Annotated in this window: 22 protein-coding genes; 3 read left to right on the top strand and 19 right to left on the bottom strand. The window is 72.2% G+C overall.

The window, feature by feature from the left end:
- Window positions 1-76: 76 nt before the first annotated feature.
- From lgt to trpC, 5 genes are read right to left on the bottom strand one after another with little or no spacing between them, the layout of a single operon-like run.
- On the bottom strand, window positions 77-991 hold the full coding sequence (gene lgt / locus N542_RS26000) for a prolipoprotein diacylglyceryl transferase (protein WP_036509491.1): 915 nt from the start codon (window positions 989-991) through the stop codon (window positions 77-79).
- On the bottom strand, window positions 988-1,590 hold the full coding sequence (locus N542_RS0121370) for an SCO family protein (RefSeq protein WP_051552223.1): 603 nt from the start codon (window positions 1,588-1,590) through the stop codon (window positions 988-990). Before N542_RS0121370 ends, lgt begins: the two co-directional genes overlap by 4 nt.
- Entirely contained in the window at window positions 1,583-2,380 is a 798-nt protein-coding gene (trpA, locus tag N542_RS0121375) for a tryptophan synthase subunit alpha (protein WP_028645663.1), read from the bottom strand. The genes N542_RS0121370 and trpA overlap by 8 nt, the downstream gene beginning before the upstream one ends.
- Window positions 2,377-3,618 carry a tryptophan synthase subunit beta gene (trpB, locus tag N542_RS0121380; RefSeq protein ID WP_028645664.1) on the bottom strand — a complete coding sequence of 414 codons (1,242 nt, stop codon included), beginning with the start codon at window positions 3,616-3,618 and terminating at the stop codon, window positions 2,377-2,379. The genes trpA and trpB overlap by 4 nt, the downstream gene beginning before the upstream one ends.
- Window positions 3,615-4,397, bottom strand: a complete 783-nt coding sequence (trpC, locus tag N542_RS0121385; protein ID WP_028645665.1) for an indole-3-glycerol phosphate synthase TrpC — start codon at window positions 4,395-4,397, stop codon at window positions 3,615-3,617. The genes trpB and trpC overlap by 4 nt, the downstream gene beginning before the upstream one ends.
- Window positions 4,398-4,528: 131 nt before the next feature.
- On the opposite strand from trpC, the gene N542_RS0121390 reads away from it, so the two are divergent.
- Window positions 4,529-4,876 carry a DUF4190 domain-containing protein gene (locus N542_RS0121390; protein WP_155993289.1) on the top strand — a complete coding sequence of 116 codons (348 nt, stop codon included), beginning with the start codon at window positions 4,529-4,531 and terminating at the stop codon, window positions 4,874-4,876.
- Window positions 4,877-4,909: 33 nt separating this feature from the next.
- Here the strand turns inward: N542_RS0121390 and N542_RS0121395 are convergent, their stop codons facing one another.
- The 7 genes from N542_RS0121395 to N542_RS28210 all read right to left on the bottom strand — a co-directional run bounded on the left by N542_RS0121395 (window position 4,910) and on the right by N542_RS28210 (window position 10,421).
- Window positions 4,910-5,350, bottom strand: a complete 441-nt coding sequence (locus N542_RS0121395; RefSeq protein WP_028645667.1) for a DUF2752 domain-containing protein — start codon at window positions 5,348-5,350, stop codon at window positions 4,910-4,912.
- 22 nt (window positions 5,351-5,372) lie between these two features.
- Window positions 5,373-5,576: an HGxxPAAW family protein gene (locus tag N542_RS0121400; RefSeq protein ID WP_028645668.1), complete on the bottom strand. Its 204-nt coding sequence runs from the start codon at window positions 5,574-5,576 to the stop codon at window positions 5,373-5,375.
- A gap of 55 nt (window positions 5,577-5,631) precedes the next feature.
- On the bottom strand, window positions 5,632-6,210 hold the full coding sequence (locus N542_RS26895) for a Trp biosynthesis-associated membrane protein (RefSeq protein WP_051552225.1): 579 nt from the start codon (window positions 6,208-6,210) through the stop codon (window positions 5,632-5,634).
- On the bottom strand, window positions 6,203-6,556 hold the full coding sequence (gene hisI, locus N542_RS0121410; RefSeq protein WP_028645669.1) for a phosphoribosyl-AMP cyclohydrolase: 354 nt from the start codon (window positions 6,554-6,556) through the stop codon (window positions 6,203-6,205). Before hisI ends, N542_RS26895 begins: the two co-directional genes overlap by 8 nt.
- A gap of 261 nt (window positions 6,557-6,817) precedes the next feature.
- Window positions 6,818-8,635, bottom strand: a complete 1,818-nt coding sequence (locus N542_RS0121415) for an ABC transporter ATP-binding protein (RefSeq protein WP_028645670.1) — start codon at window positions 8,633-8,635, stop codon at window positions 6,818-6,820.
- The gene (locus tag N542_RS28205) at window positions 8,632-9,285 is read right to left on the bottom strand and encodes an ABC transporter ATP-binding protein (protein WP_231482811.1); all 654 of its coding nucleotides are present in this window, start codon (window positions 9,283-9,285) and stop codon (window positions 8,632-8,634) included. The genes N542_RS0121415 and N542_RS28205 overlap by 4 nt, the downstream gene beginning before the upstream one ends.
- Window positions 9,234-10,421, bottom strand: a complete 1,188-nt coding sequence (locus tag N542_RS28210) for an ABC transporter transmembrane domain-containing protein (RefSeq protein ID WP_231482813.1) — start codon at window positions 10,419-10,421, stop codon at window positions 9,234-9,236. The genes N542_RS28205 and N542_RS28210 overlap by 52 nt, the downstream gene beginning before the upstream one ends.
- A 108-nt stretch (window positions 10,422-10,529) precedes the next feature.
- Between N542_RS28210 and N542_RS0121425 the strand changes: the two genes are divergently transcribed.
- Together N542_RS0121425 and N542_RS27700 are read left to right on the top strand one after the other, a co-directional pair.
- Entirely contained in the window at window positions 10,530-11,159 is a 630-nt protein-coding gene (locus tag N542_RS0121425; protein ID WP_036509355.1) for a TIGR03085 family metal-binding protein, read from the top strand.
- A gap of 214 nt (window positions 11,160-11,373) precedes the next feature.
- A complete protein-coding gene (locus N542_RS27700) occupies window positions 11,374-11,511 on the top strand; it encodes a hypothetical protein (protein ID WP_155993293.1) in 138 nt (45 codons plus the stop codon).
- A 4-nt stretch (window positions 11,512-11,515) separates the two neighbouring features.
- Here the strand turns inward: N542_RS27700 and hisF are convergent, their stop codons facing one another.
- Genes hisF through hisD form a run of 7 tightly spaced genes read right to left on the bottom strand, consistent with a single transcriptional unit; the run spans window position 11,516 to window position 16,978 of the window.
- A complete protein-coding gene (gene hisF / locus N542_RS0121435; protein ID WP_028645672.1) occupies window positions 11,516-12,277 on the bottom strand; it encodes an imidazole glycerol phosphate synthase subunit HisF in 762 nt (253 codons plus the stop codon).
- Window positions 12,274-13,011 (bottom strand): bifunctional 1-(5-phosphoribosyl)-5-((5-phosphoribosylamino)methylideneamino)imidazole-4-carboxamide isomerase/phosphoribosylanthranilate isomerase PriA, encoded by a 738-nt coding sequence (priA, locus tag N542_RS0121440; protein WP_028645673.1) that lies wholly within the window; start codon window positions 13,009-13,011, stop codon window positions 12,274-12,276. Before priA ends, hisF begins: the two co-directional genes overlap by 4 nt.
- 16 nt (window positions 13,012-13,027) lie before the next feature.
- Window positions 13,028-13,351, bottom strand: a complete 324-nt coding sequence (locus N542_RS0121445; protein WP_028645674.1) for a hypothetical protein — start codon at window positions 13,349-13,351, stop codon at window positions 13,028-13,030.
- Between the two features lie 7 nt (window positions 13,352-13,358).
- Window positions 13,359-14,000, bottom strand: a complete 642-nt coding sequence (gene hisH / locus N542_RS0121450; protein ID WP_028645675.1) for an imidazole glycerol phosphate synthase subunit HisH — start codon at window positions 13,998-14,000, stop codon at window positions 13,359-13,361.
- Entirely contained in the window at window positions 13,997-14,596 is a 600-nt protein-coding gene (hisB, locus tag N542_RS0121455) for an imidazoleglycerol-phosphate dehydratase HisB (RefSeq protein ID WP_028645676.1), read from the bottom strand. Before hisB ends, hisH begins: the two co-directional genes overlap by 4 nt.
- On the bottom strand, window positions 14,589-15,680 hold the full coding sequence (locus tag N542_RS0121460) for a histidinol-phosphate transaminase (RefSeq protein ID WP_028645677.1): 1,092 nt from the start codon (window positions 15,678-15,680) through the stop codon (window positions 14,589-14,591). The genes hisB and N542_RS0121460 overlap by 8 nt, the downstream gene beginning before the upstream one ends.
- Complete coding sequence (hisD, locus tag N542_RS0121465; protein WP_028645678.1) at window positions 15,677-16,978, bottom strand: histidinol dehydrogenase; 1,302 nt, start codon at window positions 16,976-16,978, stop codon at window positions 15,677-15,679. Before hisD ends, N542_RS0121460 begins: the two co-directional genes overlap by 4 nt.
- Window positions 16,979-17,151: the final 173 nt, after the last annotated feature.

A 17,151-nucleotide genomic window follows, 5' to 3' on the forward strand; every position in this document is an offset into this window, starting at 1 on the left:
AAAGTCTTGCAGGGGACGACATTGGCCCTAGCGCAAGGAGAAGATTAACACCCGGAGCAGCGAGCGCTCGCCGCACTCACGGCTGTGGACGGCCCTCCGGCTCGTCCGCGGGCACGGGGAGCTCCGACTCGGTGGCCGGCCCCCGCCCCTCGGCGTACACCTGCTCCTCACGGCCGGGCTGGCGGCGGGCGCTGAGCACGAACCAGACCAGCGCGGCGACGAAGAGGACCAGCGAGGTCCAGACGTTGAACCGCAGGCCGCCGACGTCCTCGAGCTCGACGTTGTCGATGCGCAGCATCTCGATCCAGGCACGCCCGACCGTGTAGATCATGATGTAGAGCGCCACGACCCGGCCGTGCCCGAGCCGGAAGCGGCGGTCGGCCCAGACCAGGACGCCGAAGGCGGCCAGGCACCACAGGCTCTCGTAGAGGAAGGTCGGGTGGAAGGTCGTGCCCGGCGGGTAGCCCGCCTGGGTGGCGACGTCGTCGCTGACGGACAGACCCCACGGCAGGTCCGTCGGCTTGCCGAAGAGCTCCTGGTTGAACCAGTTGCCCCAGCGACCCAGCGCCTGGGCCACCAGCACGCCGGGGGCCATCGCGTCGAGCACCGGCAGCAGCTTGATGCCCTTGCGCTTGGCGCCGATGATCGCGCCCACCGCACCGAGGCCGATCGCTCCCCAGACCCCCAGCCCGCCGCGCCAGACGTACAGCGCCTCGATCGGGTGCTGACCGGACCCGAAGTAGAGGTCGTGGTCGGTGAGCACGTGGTAGAGCCGGCCACCGATCAGCCCGAACGGCACGGCCCAGATCGCGATGTCCTGGATCTCGCCGGGCCGGCCGCCGCGGGCCACCCAGCGCCGCTCGCCGATCCAGATGGCCGCGACGATGCCGAGGATGATCGCCAGGGCGTAGCCGCGCAGCGGGAACGGTCCGACGTACCAGATCCCCGACGAGGGACTCGGGATCGAGAGGACGGTCGTGAGCGGTGTCATGTGTCCTCATCGAGCAGGCGGTGGATGTCGGAGGCGAAGTCGGCGGAGGAGGTGTCCTCGCTCCAGTAGACCGTGCCCTCGTCGGCGCTGTCGACGCCGGTGATCGTGGTGCCGTGGGTGATGTCGTAGCCGCCCGAGGGGAGCTTGTCGCCCTGGGTGACGCCGACGCCGAGGGGCTTCGCGACGGCGACGATCGTGTCGAGGTCACCGGTCAGACCGATGAACGACGGGTCGAAGTGGGCGAGGTAGCGCTTCAGGACCGGCGCGGTGTCGCGGGCGGGGTCGGTGGTCACGAAGACCATGTCGACGCGGGCCCGGTCCTGCTTGTCCAGGCGGGTCATCGCGGTGGCCAGGCTCGACATCACCGCCTGGCAGATGTCCGGGCAGTGGGTGTAGCCGAAGAAGACCAGCGTGAGGTCCTTGTCGGTGTCCTTCGCCAGCGAGTACGGCTGGCCCGCGGTGTCGGTGAGCGGGGTCGCGGACACCTCGAACGGCGGGTCGAGCTCGGTGCCGTGCAGGGACCCGGAGCCGGTGCTGGCGTCGCTGCCGCAGGCGGCGAGCGTCAGGAGCAGCGCCAGGGCGACGAGCCCTCTACGCACGCCGTACCCCAGCGGCCAGGTCCTCGGTCAGGCGCGCCAGCGCACGCAGGCCGGCGGCGCGGTCGTCGGCGTGGTCGAGCAGGACCCGGACGAACGCCGAGCCGACGATCACGCCGTCGGCGTACGACGCGACCTCGGCCGCCTGGTCGCCGGTGCTGACGCCGAGGCCGACGCCGACCGGGAGCTCGGTCGCGGCCTTGGTGCGGGCGACGAGCGGCCCGGCCAGGTCCGAGGTCGTCGTGCGCGCCCCGGTGACGCCCATGACGGCGGTGGCGTAGACGAAGCCGCGACAGGCGGCCGTCGTCATGGCGATCCGCTCGTCGGTGGACGAGGGTGCGACCAGGAAGACCTTGTCGAGGTCGTGCTCGTCGGCGGACGCGGCCCAGGCCGGGTCGGCGTCGGGCGTCAGGTCGGGGGTGATCAGGCCCGCTCCCCCGGCGTTCGCGAGGTCGGTGGCGAAGCGAGAGACGCCGTAGCGCTCGATCGGGTTCCAGTAGGTCATCACCAGCGTCGGCGTACCGGTGGCCGCGACCGCCTCGACGGTGCGCAGCACGTCCGCGATCCGGACCCCGCCCTCGAGCGCCTGCTGGGCGGCGGCCTGGATCGTGGGACCGTCCATGACCGGGTCGCTGTAGGGCAGGCCGATCTCGATGACGTCGCAGCCGGCGTCCACCATCGCCCGCAGCCCGTCGATCCCGCCGGCGACGTCGGGGAAGCCGGCGGGGAGGTAGCCGACCAGCGCGGCGCGCCCGTCGGCGCGGGCCTTCTCGAACGCGGTCGCGGTCGTCACTTGACGTCTCCCGTCTCGGCGTCGGCCTGACCGAGCCGGAAGTACTCGAGCGCCGTCCCCATGTCCTTGTCGCCGCGGCCGGACAGGTTGATCAGGATCGTCTGTCCCTGTCGCTCCTCGGCGAGCCGGAGCGCGCCCGCGATCGCGTGGGCGGACTCGATCGCCGGGATGATCCCCTCGGTGCGGGCCAGCAGCGCCATCGCGTCCATCGCCTCGACGTCGGTGACCGGGAGGTACGTCGCGCGTCCCGCATCGGCGAGGTGGGCGTGCTGCGGACCGACGCCGGGGTAGTCCAGCCCGGCCGAGATCGAGTGCGACTCCACGGTCTGGCCGTCGTCGTCCTGCAGCACGAAGGTCCGAGCGCCGTGCAGCACCCCGCGCTCGCCGGCGTGGATCGTGGCCGCGTGCCGACCGGTGTCGAACCCCTCACCTCCGGCCTCGAAGCCGTAGATCGCCACGTCCTCGTCCTCGAGGAACGCGGTGAAGAGCCCGATCGCGTTCGACCCGCCGCCGACGCACGCGACGACGGCGTCCGGGAGGCCGCCGTACTGCTCGATGCTCTGCCTGCGCGCCTCGTCGCCGATGCCACGGCAGAACTCCCGGACCATGGTCGGGAAGGGGTGCGGCCCGGCGGCGGTGCCGAAGAGGTACGCCGTGTGGTCGACGCTGGAGACCCAGTCGCGCAGCGCCTCGTTGATCGCGTCCTTGAGGGTGGCGCTGCCGGAGTCGACGGCGACGACCTTCGCGCCGAGCAGGTGCATCCGGGCGACGTTGAGCGCCTGGCGCTTGGTGTCGACCGAGCCCATGTAGACGGTGCAGTCGAGGCCGAAGTACGCCGCGGCGGTGGCGCTGGCGACGCCGTGCTGACCGGCGCCGGTCTCGGCGATCACCCGCGTCTTGCCCATCCGCTTGGTCAGCAGTGCCTGGCCCAGGACGTTGCGGATCTTGTGCGCGCCGGTGTGGTTGAGGTCCTCGCGCTTGAGCAGGATCCGGGCGCCGACCTTGTCGCTGAGCCGCTCGGCGAAGTAGAGCGGGCTCGGGATGCCGGCGTAGTCACGCAGGATCGCGTCGAACTCGCCCACGAACGTCGGATCGGCCATCGCGTCCTGCCAGGCGACCGTGAGCTCGTCGAGCGCGGCGACCAGCGCCTCGGGCATGAACCGACCGCCGAAGCCCTCCGGCCCGCCGAACCAGCCGCGAGCGTCGGCGTCGTACGGCGTGGTCGCGTGGATGCTCATGCTTGAACTCCTGTCATCGCGGCGACCGCAGCCTGCGGATCGCCGTCCCTCACGAGTGCCTCGCCCACCAGGACGGCACGCGCTCCCTCGCCGACGAACCGCTTGACGTCGGTCGGCCCGAAGATGCCGCTCTCGGCGACCATGACCCGGTCGTCGGGGATCAGCGGGGCGAGCCGTCCGAAGGTGTCGTCGTGGATCTCGAGCGTCTTGAGGTTGCGCGCGTTGACGCCGATCAGCTCGGCGCCGAGCGCGACGGCACGCTCGGTCTCGGGCTCGTCGTGCACCTCGACCAGCACCGTGAGACCGAGCTCACGTGCCTCGTCGTGGAGCCGGCGCAGCGTGTCGTCGTCGAGCGCGGCGACGATCAGCAGCGCGAGGTCGGCGCCGGCGGCGCGGGCCTCGACCAGCTGGTAGCCGGTGACGATGAAGTCCTTGCGCAGCACCGGGGTGTCGACGGCGGCGCGGACGGCGCTAAGGTCGTCGAGGCTGCCGCCGAAGCGGCGCTGCTCGGTGAGCACGCTGATCGCTGCGGCGCCGCCGGCGGCGTACTGCCGCGCCAGGTCGGCGGGATCGGGGATGTCGGCGAGGTCGCCCTTGCTGGGGCTGCGGCGCTTGACCTCGGCGATCACGCTGGAGCCGGGGGCGCGGAAGTGGGGCATCGGGTCGCGAGCGGGGTCGACGTCGGCGAGGGCGGCTCGCAGGTCGGCCAGGCCGACGCGGTGCTCGCGCTCGGCCAGGTCGGCGCGCACGCCGGCGACGATGTCGTCGAGCACGGACATGCAGTTTCTCCCACCGGACGGTCTCTCTGGTCAGCCCAGTGTTTCACGCGGCATGAAGGACCGGTCCCTGGGTAGTGTCCGCTGAACACGGCCCGGTAGACGGCTCGGCCGAATGATCCGAAGGACCCAGCGTGAGCTACTCCGACCCGCCTCCCCCGCCGCCGCAGTACGGCGCACCGGTGCCGCCGCAAGGGGGGATGCCGCCGAAGACATCGGGCAAGGCGATCACCTCGCTCGTCACCGGCATCGTCAGCCTCCCGGCGGTCTGCTGCTGGCCGCTGAGCGCCGTCCTGGCGATCCTCGGCATCGTGTTCGGCATCCTGGCGCGCAAGGACATCGCCGCGTCGGCCGGTCAGCAGAAGGGCGCCGGCCTGGCGCTCGCCGGCATCATCACCAGCGTCGTGTCGATCGTGCTGATCGTCATCGTGCTGGTGCTCTACGCCACCGGGGCCATCGACTCGAGCTTCGAGACCAGCTGAGCGGCACCCGCGTGACGGCTCCTGGCTGGCGCCCTACGGTGCCAGCCAGGAGCCGGCCGGCAGGTTGCGGAGCACGGTGAAGACGGCGAGCGCGACGCCGTACGCGATCGTGACACCCAGGATCAGCCGGGTGCGGTGGTCGCGCTCGCGCCCGGTCCACCGGTCGAGCGCCCAGCGACCGAGCAGGACGACCACCACCGGCAGGGCCAGCACCAGCATCAGGTTGCTGGAGGCGGCCGCGCCCAGGTCGCCGTGGGTCAGGTCGTTCATCGCCCGCAGGCCGCCGCAGCCCGGGCAGTAGATGCCCATCGCCGCGCTCGGGCAGAAGCCCCACGAGCCGTGCTGGTGCGGGTCGCGCAGGCGGAGTGCCAGCGTCGCGGCCGCGAGGCCGCCGATGAGCAGCACGGGACCCTGGACGCGCTGCCAGCGCGTCGCCGACTGCTCGGCGACGGGCGGCGGTGCCGTGGTGGTCACCCGGCGCTCCCGATCACGGGCCTCAGTGGCCGGTGTCGTGGTAGCCGAGCCTGGCCATCACCGCGAAGATCACCAGCGACGCCAGCGAGATCGCGACGCCGATCCAGAAGATGGTCCAGCTGATCGGCTCGAGCATCATCCCGGCCGCGCCGACCACGAAGCCGAGCATGGCGACGGCGACGAACGTCCAGGCAGCAGGGGTGTTGCCGTGGTTGTTGTCAGACATACAGGCTCCTCGAGCACAAGACGGGGACGACGCGGGACAGTCTATTCAAGTCGGCTCAGGCGGTGGGGTCGCGCCCCTCGTCCAACGCCTTCCAGAGCTCCAGGCTGCTCTGCTCCTCGGGCGGGGCGACCGGCGCGGGAGCGGCGCTGCCGGGCGCGTCGTACCTGCTCCCCATCTCGGGCCAGTCCGGCACCCAGGCGACGGCGAGGGCCCCGGCGACGGTGGAGAGCACGGCGCCGACGACGGCCGCCCAGTACCACGCGGTGTGGGAGAGGTCCGGGTCCGTGACCGCCACCAGCGCCAGCTCGTCACGGAACTGGTCGGGCACCTGGGAGTACGCCGCCAGCGCGGCCACCAGCGCACCGAGGGCCGCGATCGTGGCCAGCACCGCGACCGCCCGACGGACCCGGCCCCGGGTCACCAGGACGACGCCCCAGCAGGCCAGGACCACGAGGCCGAGGGCCGTGACGAGCGGGAGGTGGGCGTCGAAGGAGACCAGGCGGCTGCTGACGGCGCGTGCGGCGGCGCCCGATCCCGTGACCGCCGGCTTCTCGCCGGCGACCGCGGTCAGCGTGCCGGCCGCCAGCCCCAGCAGCACGACCGGGCCGAACGTACGACGCCGCGACTCAGCCATCGACGCCGACTCCGAGCAGGTCGGCGTCGAAGCAGGTGCGGTCGCCGGTGTGGCAGGCCGCACCGACCTGGTCGACCTTGACCAGCACGGTGTCGCCGTCGCAGTCCAGGCGCACCTCCTTGACCCACTGCACGTGGCCCGAGGTGTCGCCCTTGACCCAGTACTCCTGGCGCGAGCGGCTCCAGTACGTCGCCCGGCCCGTGCTCAGCGTGCGCGCCAGCGCCTCGTCGTCCATCCACCCGAGCATCAGCACCTCGCCCGTGTCGTGCTGCTGCGCCACGGCGGGGACCAGGCCGTCCTCGGTGCGCTTGAGCCGGGCGGCGATCTGGGGGTCGAGGGTGGTCACGGACCCAGTATCGCGTGGGGGTGGTGCCGAGGCTCACGGTGGTTTAGGTGCGAGGGCCGCCAGGCCCGAGCCTCGGTGGTTGAGGTGCGAGGGCCGCCAGGCCCGACGCCGGTGGTTGAGGTGCGAGGGCCGCCAGGCCCGAGCCTCGAAACCACCACCCCACCGACGCCGGTGGTTGAGGTGCGAGGGCCGCCAGGCCCGCCCCCGGTGGTTGAGGTGCGAGGGCCGCCAGGCCCGAGCCTCGAAACCACCAGCCGCCGCTCAGCTCGACTGCTGCGCCGTCCAGCTCGCGTGCAGGCCGGCGTAGACCGAGCCCTCCTCGCGCACCAGCACCGCGTGCGGCCCCCGCTGAACGATGCGGCCCTGGTCGACCACGACCACCTCGTCGGCGCTCTCGGCGGTCGACAGCCGGTGGGCGATGGTGACGCTGGTCCGGCCCGTCATCAGCCGCTCCAGGGCCCGACCGATCCGCATCTCCAGGGCCGGGTCGACCGAGCTGGTCGCCTCGTCGAGGACCAGGAGGTCGGGGTCGGCGAGCTGGGCACGCAGCAGCGCGACCAGCTGGCGCTCACCGGCCGAGAGCGACTCGCCCCGCTGCCCGACCTGCGTCTCGATGCCGGCGGGCAGACCCGCGAGCCAGTCACCGAGACCGAGCTCGTCGGCGCTGGCGAGGATCTGGTCGGGCGTGGCGTCCAGGCGCCCGTAGAGCACGTTGCGGGCGAGGGTGTCGTCGAAGAGGAAGCCCTCCTGGGGCACCAGCACGACGCTGCGGCGCATGGACTCCTGGGCGATCTCGCGGACGTCGATCCCGTCGAGCAGCACTGCGCCGGCCGACGGGTCCATCAGGCGAGTGAGCAGCTTGGCGATCGTCGACTTGCCCGACCCGGTCTCGCCCACGACGGCGACGCGGGTGCCGGAGGGGATGTCGAGGGTGATGTCACGCAGCACCGGCGGGCCACCGGGATAGGCGAACGTGACGTCGCGCAGCGCGACGTCGATCGGGCCGCGCGGCAGCACCTGCCCGTCCTCGCCCGGGTCGACCAGGTCGGCGGGGGTCTCGAGGATGCCGATGACGCGCCGCCAGCTGACGAGGGCGTTCTGGGCGTCGGTGAAGATCTGGGTGCCCATCTGGACCGGGCCGACGAAGAGCGTCACCAGGAAGGCGAAGGCCAGCACCTTGCCGGCCGTCAGGTCGTCGCCGTACCCCCACACGCGCAGACCGAGCTGGATGCCGACGATGAGGGCGCCGGCGTTGGCGATGCCGGCCGAGATGCCGCCCAGCGAGAACGAGACCACCGTGAACTGCTGGGCGCGGGTGCTGGCCGACTTGTAGTCCTCGATCGCCTCGTCGATCCGCCCCTGGGTGCGGCTCTCGACGGCGTAGGCCTTCACGACCGCGGCGCCGACGACCGGCTCGGAGATCGCCGACAGCATCACCGCGACCTGGCCGCGGACCACGCCGTACGCCGCGGAGAGCTTGCGCTGGAAGTAGCGGATCGAAAGGAAGAGCGGCGCGAAGCTCACCCACACCACGAGCGCGAGCTGCCAGCTGTAGAAGAGCATCACGATGGTCGCGATGACGACCTGGCCCGCGCTGACGATGAGCAGCAGGCCGCCGAAGACGAGGAACTGGCTGACCTGGTCGACGTCGCTGGTGACCCGCGAGACGAGCGCGCCGCGGCGTTCGGTGTTCTGGGTCAGCACCGGGAGGTCGTGCACGTGGCGGAACGCCTTGACGCGCAGCGTCGCGAGGCCGCGCTCGGAGGTGGTGAAGAGCCGGGTCGTCATGAGGTACGACGCCCCGCTCGCGAAGACGATCGCGGCCGCGGCGCCCAGTCCCATCAGCACCGTGAACGACACGTCGGGCCCGTCGGGGCCGTTGATCCCGTGGTCGAGGGTCTGCTGCACGGCGATCGGCACCACGACCTGGCCGATCGCGGCCAGGAACGCCAGCACGATCGTCCAGCCGAGCCCGTCCTTGAGCTCGGGCGAGACCCGGACTCCGCGGCGGATCGTCTCGATCGCGCCGATCTCCTCGCCGCTGTCCATGGTGGTCGCGGTCGTCGTGGTCGTCGTCATGCCTGCTCCCCCACGAGCTCGCCGGTCTGCTCGTAGGCGTTGACCAGGCGGGCGTACGCCGGGCTCCGCTCGAGCAGCTCCTCGTGCGTGCCCCGGTCGGCGATCCGGCCGTCCTCGAGGTGGACCACCTCGTCGGCGAGCCCGATGGTGGCCTTGCGGTAGGCGACCACGACGAGGCTGGTGCCGGTGTCGGCGGCCCGCAGGGCGCCCAGGATGCGACCCTCGACCTCCGGGTCGACGGCCGAGGTGGCGTCGTCGAGCACCAGCAGCCGAGGCTTGCGCACCAGCGCTCGCGCCAACGAGATCCGCTGCCGCTGTCCGCCCGACAGGGACGTGCCGCGCTCGCCCAGGCGGCTGTCGAGACCGTCGGGCAGCGCTGCGACGAAGCCGTCGGCCTGAGCGTCCCGCAGGGCCGCCCACACGTCCTCGTCGGACACGTCGGCACCCAGGGCGACGTTGCCCCGCACGGTGTCGTCGAAGAGGAACGCCGACTGCGGCACGAGCGAGACCACTGAGGCGAGCTCGCCGCGGGCGAAGTCGCGCAGGTCGGTGCCGTCGAGGAGGAGACGGCCCTCGTCGGGGTCGACCAGGCGCGACATCAATGTCGTGAGGGTGCTCTTGCCGGAGGCGGTGGCGCCGACGAGGGCCACGGTCCGGCCCGGCTCGACCGTGAGGAGACGCCCTCGATCAACGGCTGCTCGGCGTCGTAGCGGTAGCCCAGGCCGTCGACCTCGAGGCGCGCACCGGCGGTGGCCGGGTCGACCGTGTGCTCGCCGTACGACATCTCGCCGGTCGCCCGCAGCACCGAGCTGACCCGGTCGTAGCCGACGACGCTGCGGGGGAACTCGCCCAGCAGCCAGCCGATCGCACGGATCGGGAAGGACACGATGGTCAGCAGGTAGGCGACGGTGACGACGTCGCCGGGGTTGGTGGCGCCGTGGAGCACCCGCTCGACGCCGACGACGAGCACGATCAGCACGCCGATGTTGGGCAGGGCGGCGAGCGTGGGGTCGAAGGCAGCGCGGATGCGGCCGGCGCGGATGTTGATGTCGCGCAGGAGGTGCGCCTTCTCCGCGAACCGGGCGGTCTCCTCGGTCTCCCGGCCCAGGGTCTTGACCACCATGGCGCCGTCGAACGACTCGTGGGCGACCTCACTGAGCTCGGCGCGCAGCTGCTGCGCCTTGGTCATCAGCGGCGACGCCCGTCGCTGGTAGGCGAGGTTGGCGAGCACGACGGCCGGGAAGACCAGCAGCCCGACGACGGCCATCACGACGTCGGCGAAGAACATCTGGGCGACGGCGATCACCATCATGGCGAGGACGCCGACCGCCATCGGCAGGGGCGCGATCGGCCCCCAGGCCGCCTCGACGTCGGAGTTGGCGTTGGAGAGCAGCTGGCCGGTCGGGTGCCGGTGGTGCCACTCCATCGGGAGAGCGAGGTATTGCCGGGTCACCGCCCGGCGGGTGTGGGCCTGCATCCGGTACTGCATCACGCCCGCTCCCAGCCGGCGGGCCACGATGCCGACCGCGCGGAGCAGCGCGACCCCGAGGAAGAGCGCGAAGACCGCGACCAGCAGGTCGGTGCCGATCTCCCCGTTGTCGAACGCCGGCAGCACGACGTGGTCGGTCGACCAGCCGAGCACCCATGCGTCGGCCACCGTCAGAGCGCCGAAGAGCACGCTCCCGACCGTGGACAGGGCGAAGATCATGGGCTCGCGACGGATCGCCACCCCGAGGACGCGGAACCCCTCGACCGAGGTCCCTCGTCTGCTGCGCGTCTCGCTCACTACCTGCCCGTCACCTTGTCGTCCGTGCTGTGCACCCCGCGGGGAACCCCGCCGCCGGGCCAGGCTATTCCCCGCCCCGGACATCGGGCGTCCCCTATTCTCGGCGGCGTGACCGCCACCCTCGCACGTCGCGAGCGCGCAGCCCTGTGCGACCTCGCCCTCGAGCTCGGACCGGACGCCCGGACGCTGTGCGCCGGCTGGACCGCCAAGGACCTCGTCATCCACCTCCTGGTGCGCGAGCGTCGCCCGCTCGGGACCGCGGGCATCATGGTCCCTGCCCTCTCGGGCTTCACCGAGCGCGCATCGGCCCGCTACGACCGGCAGGAGCACGACGCGCTGGTGGAGCGGCTCCGGTCGGTCGGCCCGCTCTTCGCGCTCCCCGGCGTCGACGCGGCCGCCAACACCGTCGAGCTGGTCGTCCACCACGAGGACCTGCGCCGGGGCGTGCCTGGCTGGCAGCCGCGGCTGCTCGACCCGGCGGACGCTGACGCCCTGTGGGCGCAGCTGCGCAGGGCGATGCCGCTCGTCGGGCGCAAGCTCCCCGTGCCGACGGTGATCCGGCGCGCCGACACCGGAGCCACCACCGTCGGGAAGAAGGGCCCCGACCCGGTCACCGTCACCGGCGACGTGGTCGAGCTGATCCTCTTCCTCTTCGGTCGCGCCGAGACCCGCGACCTGGTCTTCGAGGGCTCCGACGAGGCGGTTGCTGCCGTACGTGCTGCTGATCTGGGGGTCTAGGCCTGGTCGGGGATACCCGGTTAACCGGGTATCCCTGAACTTCTCAGGCTCTGCACGGCCCTAGAAGTTGACGAAGTGCCCGAGGAGTAGGCTCCCGGACAGCCCGGGTGTGGGACCGCGATCCCCCGGCCGGGAGGACGATGATGGGCCACACAGTTCCACGGGCTCGCCCGGAGCCGAGCCGTTCGCGCACGACGACCCCGAACGAGGCCACATGTTGTTCCTGATCCCGCTGGGCATCTTCGTCGTGGTGATGGTCGTCTTCGCGTTCTGGCCGCGGCGTCCGCCGCACATGGTCGACCGCGACGAGCTCGACCACCCGGACCGTCCCGGGTCCGGCGACCCGAGCTGAGCAGTCAGCGGACCGGGTGACCGGCCGCCGCCAGTGACTGCTTGACGTCGGCGATCCGCAGGGTCCCGAAGTGGAAGACGGTCGCGGCCAGCACGGCGTCGGCGCCCGCCTCGACCGCCGGCGGGAAGTGCTCGGTGGCGCCGGCGCCGCCGGAGGCGATCACGGGGATGCTGACCTCACGGCGTACGGCGCGGATCAGGTCGAGGTCGAAGCCGTCCTGGGTGCCGTCGGCGTCCATCGCGTTGAGCAGGATCTCGCCCGCACCCAGCTCGGCGGCGCGGACCGCCCACTCGATCGCGTCCAGGCCGGCGGACTTCCGGCCGCCGTGGGTGGTCACCTCGAAACCCGACGCGGTGCCCGCGGCCCGGCGCGCGTCGACGGAGAGCACCAGCACCTGGTTGCCGAACCGGTCGGCGATCTCGGCCACCAGCTCAGGTCGGTGGAGAGCGGCGGTGTTGACCGCCACCTTGTCGGCGCCGGCGCGCAGCAGCCGGTCGACGTCCTCGACCGAGGACACTCCCCCGCCCACGGTCAGCGGGATGAAGACCTCCTCGGCCGTGCGCGACACGATCTCCATCGTGGTGGCCCGGCCCTCGTGCGAGGCCGAGATGTCGAGGAAGGTCAGCTCGTCGGCACCCTCGGCGTCGTAGATCCGGGCCAGCTCGACCGGGTCGCCGGCGTCGCGCAGGTCCTGGAAGTTGATGCCCTTGACCACCCGCCCGGCGTCCACGTCCAGGCACGGGATGACGCGTACGGCGAGGCTCACGGCCGGCCCCGGGTCAGCTCGAGCGCGTCCTCGAGGGTGAACCGACCCTCGTAGAGGGCCGTACCGGCGATGGCGCCCTCGACCCCGATCGGCACGAGCCCCATCAGCGCCTCGATGTCGGCCAGCGTGGTGACGCCGCCGGAGGCCACGACCGGCGCCTCGGTGGCCGCGCAGACGTCGCGGAGCAGCTCGAGGTTGGGACCCTGCAGCATGCCGTCCTTGTTGACGTCGGTCACGACGTAGCGGGCGCAGCCCTCCGAGTCGAGCCGGGTCAGCACCTCGTAGAGGTCGCCGCCCTCGCGGGTCCAGCCGCGCGCGGCCAGGGTGCGACCACGCACGTCGAGGCCGATCGCGATCCGGTCGCCGTGCTCGGCGATCACCTTCGCGCACCACTCCGGCTGCTCGAGCGCGGCCGTGCCGATGTTGACCCGCCGGCAGCCGGTGGCCAGCGCCGCCTCCAGCGACTCGTCGTCGCGGATGCCGCCGCTCATCTCGACCTTGATGTCGAGGGCGCCCACGATCTGCGCCTGGAGCTCGCGGTTGGTGCCCCGACCGAAGGCCGCGTCGAGGTCGACCAGGTGCAGCCACTCCGCACCGGCGTCCTGCCAGCGCATGGCGGCCGCGACCGGGTCGCCGTACACGCGCTCGGAGCCGGCGACGCCCTGGGCGAGCTGGACGGCGCGGCCCTCGGTGATGTCGACGGCGGGAAGGAGCTCGAGGTAGCCAGATGGCATGGACGTGCCTCTCGGTTCAGCTGGTCATCAGGATGAGGACGATGGGGGTGATCAGCAGGCTCAGCGCGAGTGCCAGGAAGCGCGCCGCCCAGTCGGGGTAGGCGAGCCAGATCAGCATGTTGACGACGACCACCGCGATCACGAACAACGTGGAGCGGGTACGGCGTCGCTGGGCGATGATCCCGCCGGGTCCCTTGCGCGGCTTGGGGAGCCACGACGTCCAGGCAGCCTTGCGAGCCGTACGACGCCGCTGCCGCTCGACCTCGGCGGCACGGGCGGCCGCCGTGGCAGCCGCCTCCTGCTCGCGCTCGGCGCGGCGCAGGGCGCGCTCCTTGCTCACCGTGCGCTCACAGGGAGCGGACCCAGTTGCGCAGCAGCGCGGCGCCCGCGTCACCGGACTTCTCCGGGTGGAACTGGGTCGCGGACAGCGGCCCGTTCTCCACCGCCGCGACGAAGCGGTCACCGCCGTGCTCGGCCCAGGTCACCAGCGGCGCGCGGGTCCGGTCGTTGGTCACCAACGTCCAGTCGCGGACGGCGTACGAGTGGACGAAGTAGAAGCGCTCCTCGGCGATCCCGTCGAAGAGCGAGGTCCCGGCGGGGACCTCGACGGTGTTCCAGCCCATGTGCGGCACCACGGGCGCCTGGATGCGTTCGACGACACCGGGCCACTCGTCGCACCCGGCGGTCTCCACGCCGTGCTCGACCCCGCGCTCGAAGAGCACCTGCATGCCCACGCAGATGCCCAGGACGGGGCGCCCGCCGGCGAGCCGGCGCCCGATGATCCGCTCGCCCTTGATGGCGCGCAGGCCGGCCATGCACGCGGCGTACGCGCCCACACCCGGGACCAGCAATCCGTCGGCGTTCAGGGCGGTCTCGAAGTCACCCGTCAACGTCACCTCGGCGCCCGCGCGCTCGACCGCCCGGACGGCGGAGCGGAGGTTCCCCGATCCGTAGTCGAGGACGACGACGTGCGGGGTGCTGCCGTTCAGAGCGCGCCCTTGGTGCTCGGGACCCCGGTCTCCCGGGGGTCGAGGGCGACCGCGTCGCGGAAGGCGCGGGCGAAGGCCTTGAACTGGGTCTCCACGATGTGGTGCGGCTCGCGACCGGCCAGCACCCGCAGGTGCAGCGCGAGGTGGGCGTGGAAGGCGATCGTCTCGAAGACGTGGCGGGTCAGCGAGCCGAGGTAGTCGCTGCCCAGGACGACGTACTGCTGGCCCTCCGGCTCACCGGTGTGCACGCAGTAGGGACGGCCGGACACGTCGACGACGGCCTGCACGAGCGCCTCGTCGAGCGGCACGGTGGCGTCGCCGAAGCGACGGATGCCGACCTTGTCGCCGAGCGCCTCGCGCAGGGCCTGGCCGAGCACGATCGCGGTGTCCTCGACCGTGTGGTGCGCGTCGATGTGCGTGTCGCCCTCCGTCTGGACCGTGAGGTCGATCAGGGCGTGGCGGCCGAACGCGTCGAGCATGTGGTCGTAGAAGCCGACGCCGGTCGAGACGTCGGTGCGGCCGCTGCCGTCGAGGTCGACCTCGACGATGACCTTCGACTCCTTGGTCTGACGCTCGATGCGCGCAGTCCTACTCATTGCTCGTCCTCACCTCGATCAGTGCCTGCTTGAACGCCATCATCTCGTCTGCGGTGCCGATCGACACCCGCAGCCACCCGTCGGGACCGGTCTCGCGGATCAGCACGCCCCGGTCGAGCAGCCCCTGCCAGACAGCATGACGGTCGGGGAACGTCCCGAACAACGCGAAGTTGGCATCGGAGTCGGCGACCTGCAGCCCCTGGGCCCGCAGCCACGCGACGGTGGCGTCCCGCTCGGCGCGCAGCTCGTCGACCCGGCCGAGCAGCTCGGGGGCGTGGCGCAGGGCGGCGAGCGCGGTCGCCTGGGTGACCGCGGAGAGGTGGTAGGGCAGCCGCACCACCCGGATCGCGTCGCAGATCTCGGGCGCTGCGGCGAGGTAGCCGACGCGGCCACCGGCGAGCGCGAACGCCTTGCTCATCGTGCGGCTGACGACCAGGTTGCGGTGGCGCGGCAGCAGCTCGAGCGCGCTCGGGGTGCCGCTGCGGCGGAACTCGCCGTACGCCTCGTCGACGACCACGATCCCGTCCCCGGCCGCCTCGCACAGCAGCGTCACGGCCTCGAGCGGCAGCGCCGTGCCGGTCGGGTTGTTGGGGCTGGGCAGCAGGATGACGCTCGGCTGCTGCTCCTTGACCAGGTCGCGCGCGTGGTCGAGGTCGAGGGAGAAGTCGCTCTCGCGGTGACCGACGACCCACTCGGTGACGGTGTCGCGGGCGTACTCGGGATACATCGAGTACGTCGGCGCAAAGCTCAGCGCGGTGCGACCCGGACCGCCGAAGGCCTGCAGCAGCTGCAGCATCACCTCGTTGGAGCCGTTGGCCGCCCAGACCTGCTCGGCGCCGACCCCGTGGGGCGTGTCGCGGGAGAGGTACGCCGCCAGCGCGGTGCGCAGCTCGACGAACTCACGGTCGGGGTAGCGGTTGAGCGTGGTCGCCGCCCGGCCGACGGCCGTCGCGATGTCCGCGGCACAGGCGAGCGACGGGCCGTAGGGGTTCTCGTTGACGTTGAGCTGGACCGGCACGTCGAGCTGCGGCGCGCCGTACGGCTCGACGCCGCGCAGCTCCTCGCGCAGCGGCGGCCAGGTCATCGCTGGAACCGGACGGAGACCGCCGCGCCGTGGCCGGGCAGGTCCTCGGCGCCTGCCAGCGTCACGACGTGGTCGGCGACCTCGGCCAGTCCCTCGCGGGTGTAGTCGACGACGTGCACCGACTTGGTGAACGCGCGCACCGACAGGCCGCTGCTGTGGCAGGCGCACCCCGCGGTGGGCAGCACGTGGTTGGATCCGGCGCAGTAGTCGCCGAGGCTGACCGGGGCGTACTGGCCGACGAAGATCGCGCCGGCGTTGCGCACCCGGGCGGCGTACGACGACGCGTCCTCGGTGTGGATCGCGAGGTGCTCGGCGGCGTACGCGTTGACGACGTCGAGCCCCTGCTCGAGGTCGTCGACCAGGACGATGCCGGACTGGTTGCCGGTGAGGCTGGTCCGGATCCGCTCGACGTGCTTGGTGGCGTAGACCTGCTTGTCGAGTTCGGCGTCGACCTCGTCGGCGAGCCGCAGCGACGGGGTGACCAGCACCGCTGCCGCGAGCGGGTCGTGCTCGGCCTGGCTGATCAGGTCGGCGGCGACGTACGCCGCGGTGGCGGTGTCGTCCGCGAGGATCGCGATCTCGGTCGGGCCGGCCTCGGAGTCGATGCCGACCTGGCCCTTGAGCAGCCGCTTGGCCGTGACCGTGTAGATGTTGCCGGGACCGGTGACCAGGTCGACCTTGGCGCACGACCCGACGCCGTACGCGAACATCGCGATCGCCTGGGCGCCGCCGACGGCGTACACCTCGTCGATGCCGAGCAGCGCGCACGCCGCCAGGATCGTGGGGTGCACCTGACCGCCGAACTCCCGCTGCGGCGGGCTGGACAGGGCGATCGACTGCACACCGGCGGTCTGCGCGGGTACGACGTTCATCAGCACGCTGGAGACCAGCGGCGCCAGGCCGCCGGGCACGTAGAGGCCCACGCGGTCGACCGGCACCTTGCGGTGGGTGACCCGGGCACCGGGCCCGAGGTCGGTCACGGCGTCGTGCTCGAGCTCGTTGGCGCAGGTGAGGCGCAGCCGACGGATCGACTCCTCCAGCCCCGCCCGGATGGCCGGGTCGAGCTGCTCGAGGGCGGCGGTCGTCGCGCCCGGCGCGACCCGGATGTCGTCGAGGACGACCCCGTCGAAGCGCTCGGCGTACTCGAGGATGGCGTCCAGCCCGCGGGTGCGGACCCCCTCGCAGATCGCATGCACCGCCGGCACCGCGGCCTCGACGTCGAAGTCGGCACGGGGCACGGCTGCGCGGTAGTCGACGCCTCGGCGGTCGGCTCCTCGCAGGTCGATGCGCTGGATCATGCCTCGATTCTACGAGCGGGTCCCCGGTCACGACGGATCGGCGACGGGGCATGGACGGTCGACGGTGGTTTCGAGGCTCAGGCCTGGCGGCCTTCGCACCTCAACCACCGGAAGCCCGGCGGCCTTCGCACCTCAACCACCGGAAGCCCACCGGCCTTCGCACCTCGACCACC

Origin of the sequence: Nocardioides sp. URHA0020 (assembly GCF_000620705.1) — a bacterium.
GTDB lineage: Bacteria > Actinomycetota > Actinomycetes > Propionibacteriales > Nocardioidaceae > Nocardioides.

What these genes read in the sequence shown, in the direction of transcription:
- hisB (WP_028645676.1), bottom strand. Translation starts at nt 14,596, where the DNA reads ATGAGTAGGACTGCGCGCATCGAGCGTCAGACCAAGGAGTCGAAGGTC.
- N542_RS26895 (WP_051552225.1), bottom strand. Translation starts at nt 6,210, where the DNA reads ATGGCTGAGTCGCGGCGTCGTACGTTCGGCCCGGTCGTGCTGCTGGGG.
- trpB (WP_028645664.1), bottom strand. Translation starts at nt 3,618, where the DNA reads ATGAGCATCCACGCGACCACGCCGTACGACGCCGACGCTCGCGGCTGG.
- trpC (WP_028645665.1), bottom strand. Translation starts at nt 4,397, where the DNA reads ATGTCCGTGCTCGACGACATCGTCGCCGGCGTGCGCGCCGACCTGGCC.
- N542_RS27700 (WP_155993293.1), top strand. Translation starts at nt 11,374, where the DNA reads ATGTTGTTCCTGATCCCGCTGGGCATCTTCGTCGTGGTGATGGTCGTC.
- N542_RS0121400 (WP_028645668.1), bottom strand. Translation starts at nt 5,576, where the DNA reads ATGTCTGACAACAACCACGGCAACACCCCTGCTGCCTGGACGTTCGTC.
- N542_RS0121460 (WP_028645677.1), bottom strand. Translation starts at nt 15,680, where the DNA reads ATGACCTGGCCGCCGCTGCGCGAGGAGCTGCGCGGCGTCGAGCCGTAC.
- priA (WP_028645673.1), bottom strand. Translation starts at nt 13,011, where the DNA reads ATGCCATCTGGCTACCTCGAGCTCCTTCCCGCCGTCGACATCACCGAG.
- lgt (WP_036509491.1), bottom strand. Translation starts at nt 991, where the DNA reads ATGACACCGCTCACGACCGTCCTCTCGATCCCGAGTCCCTCGTCGGGG.
- hisD (WP_028645678.1), bottom strand. Translation starts at nt 16,978, where the DNA reads ATGATCCAGCGCATCGACCTGCGAGGAGCCGACCGCCGAGGCGTCGAC.
- N542_RS0121415 (WP_028645670.1), bottom strand. Translation starts at nt 8,635, where the DNA reads ATGACGACGACCACGACGACCGCGACCACCATGGACAGCGGCGAGGAG.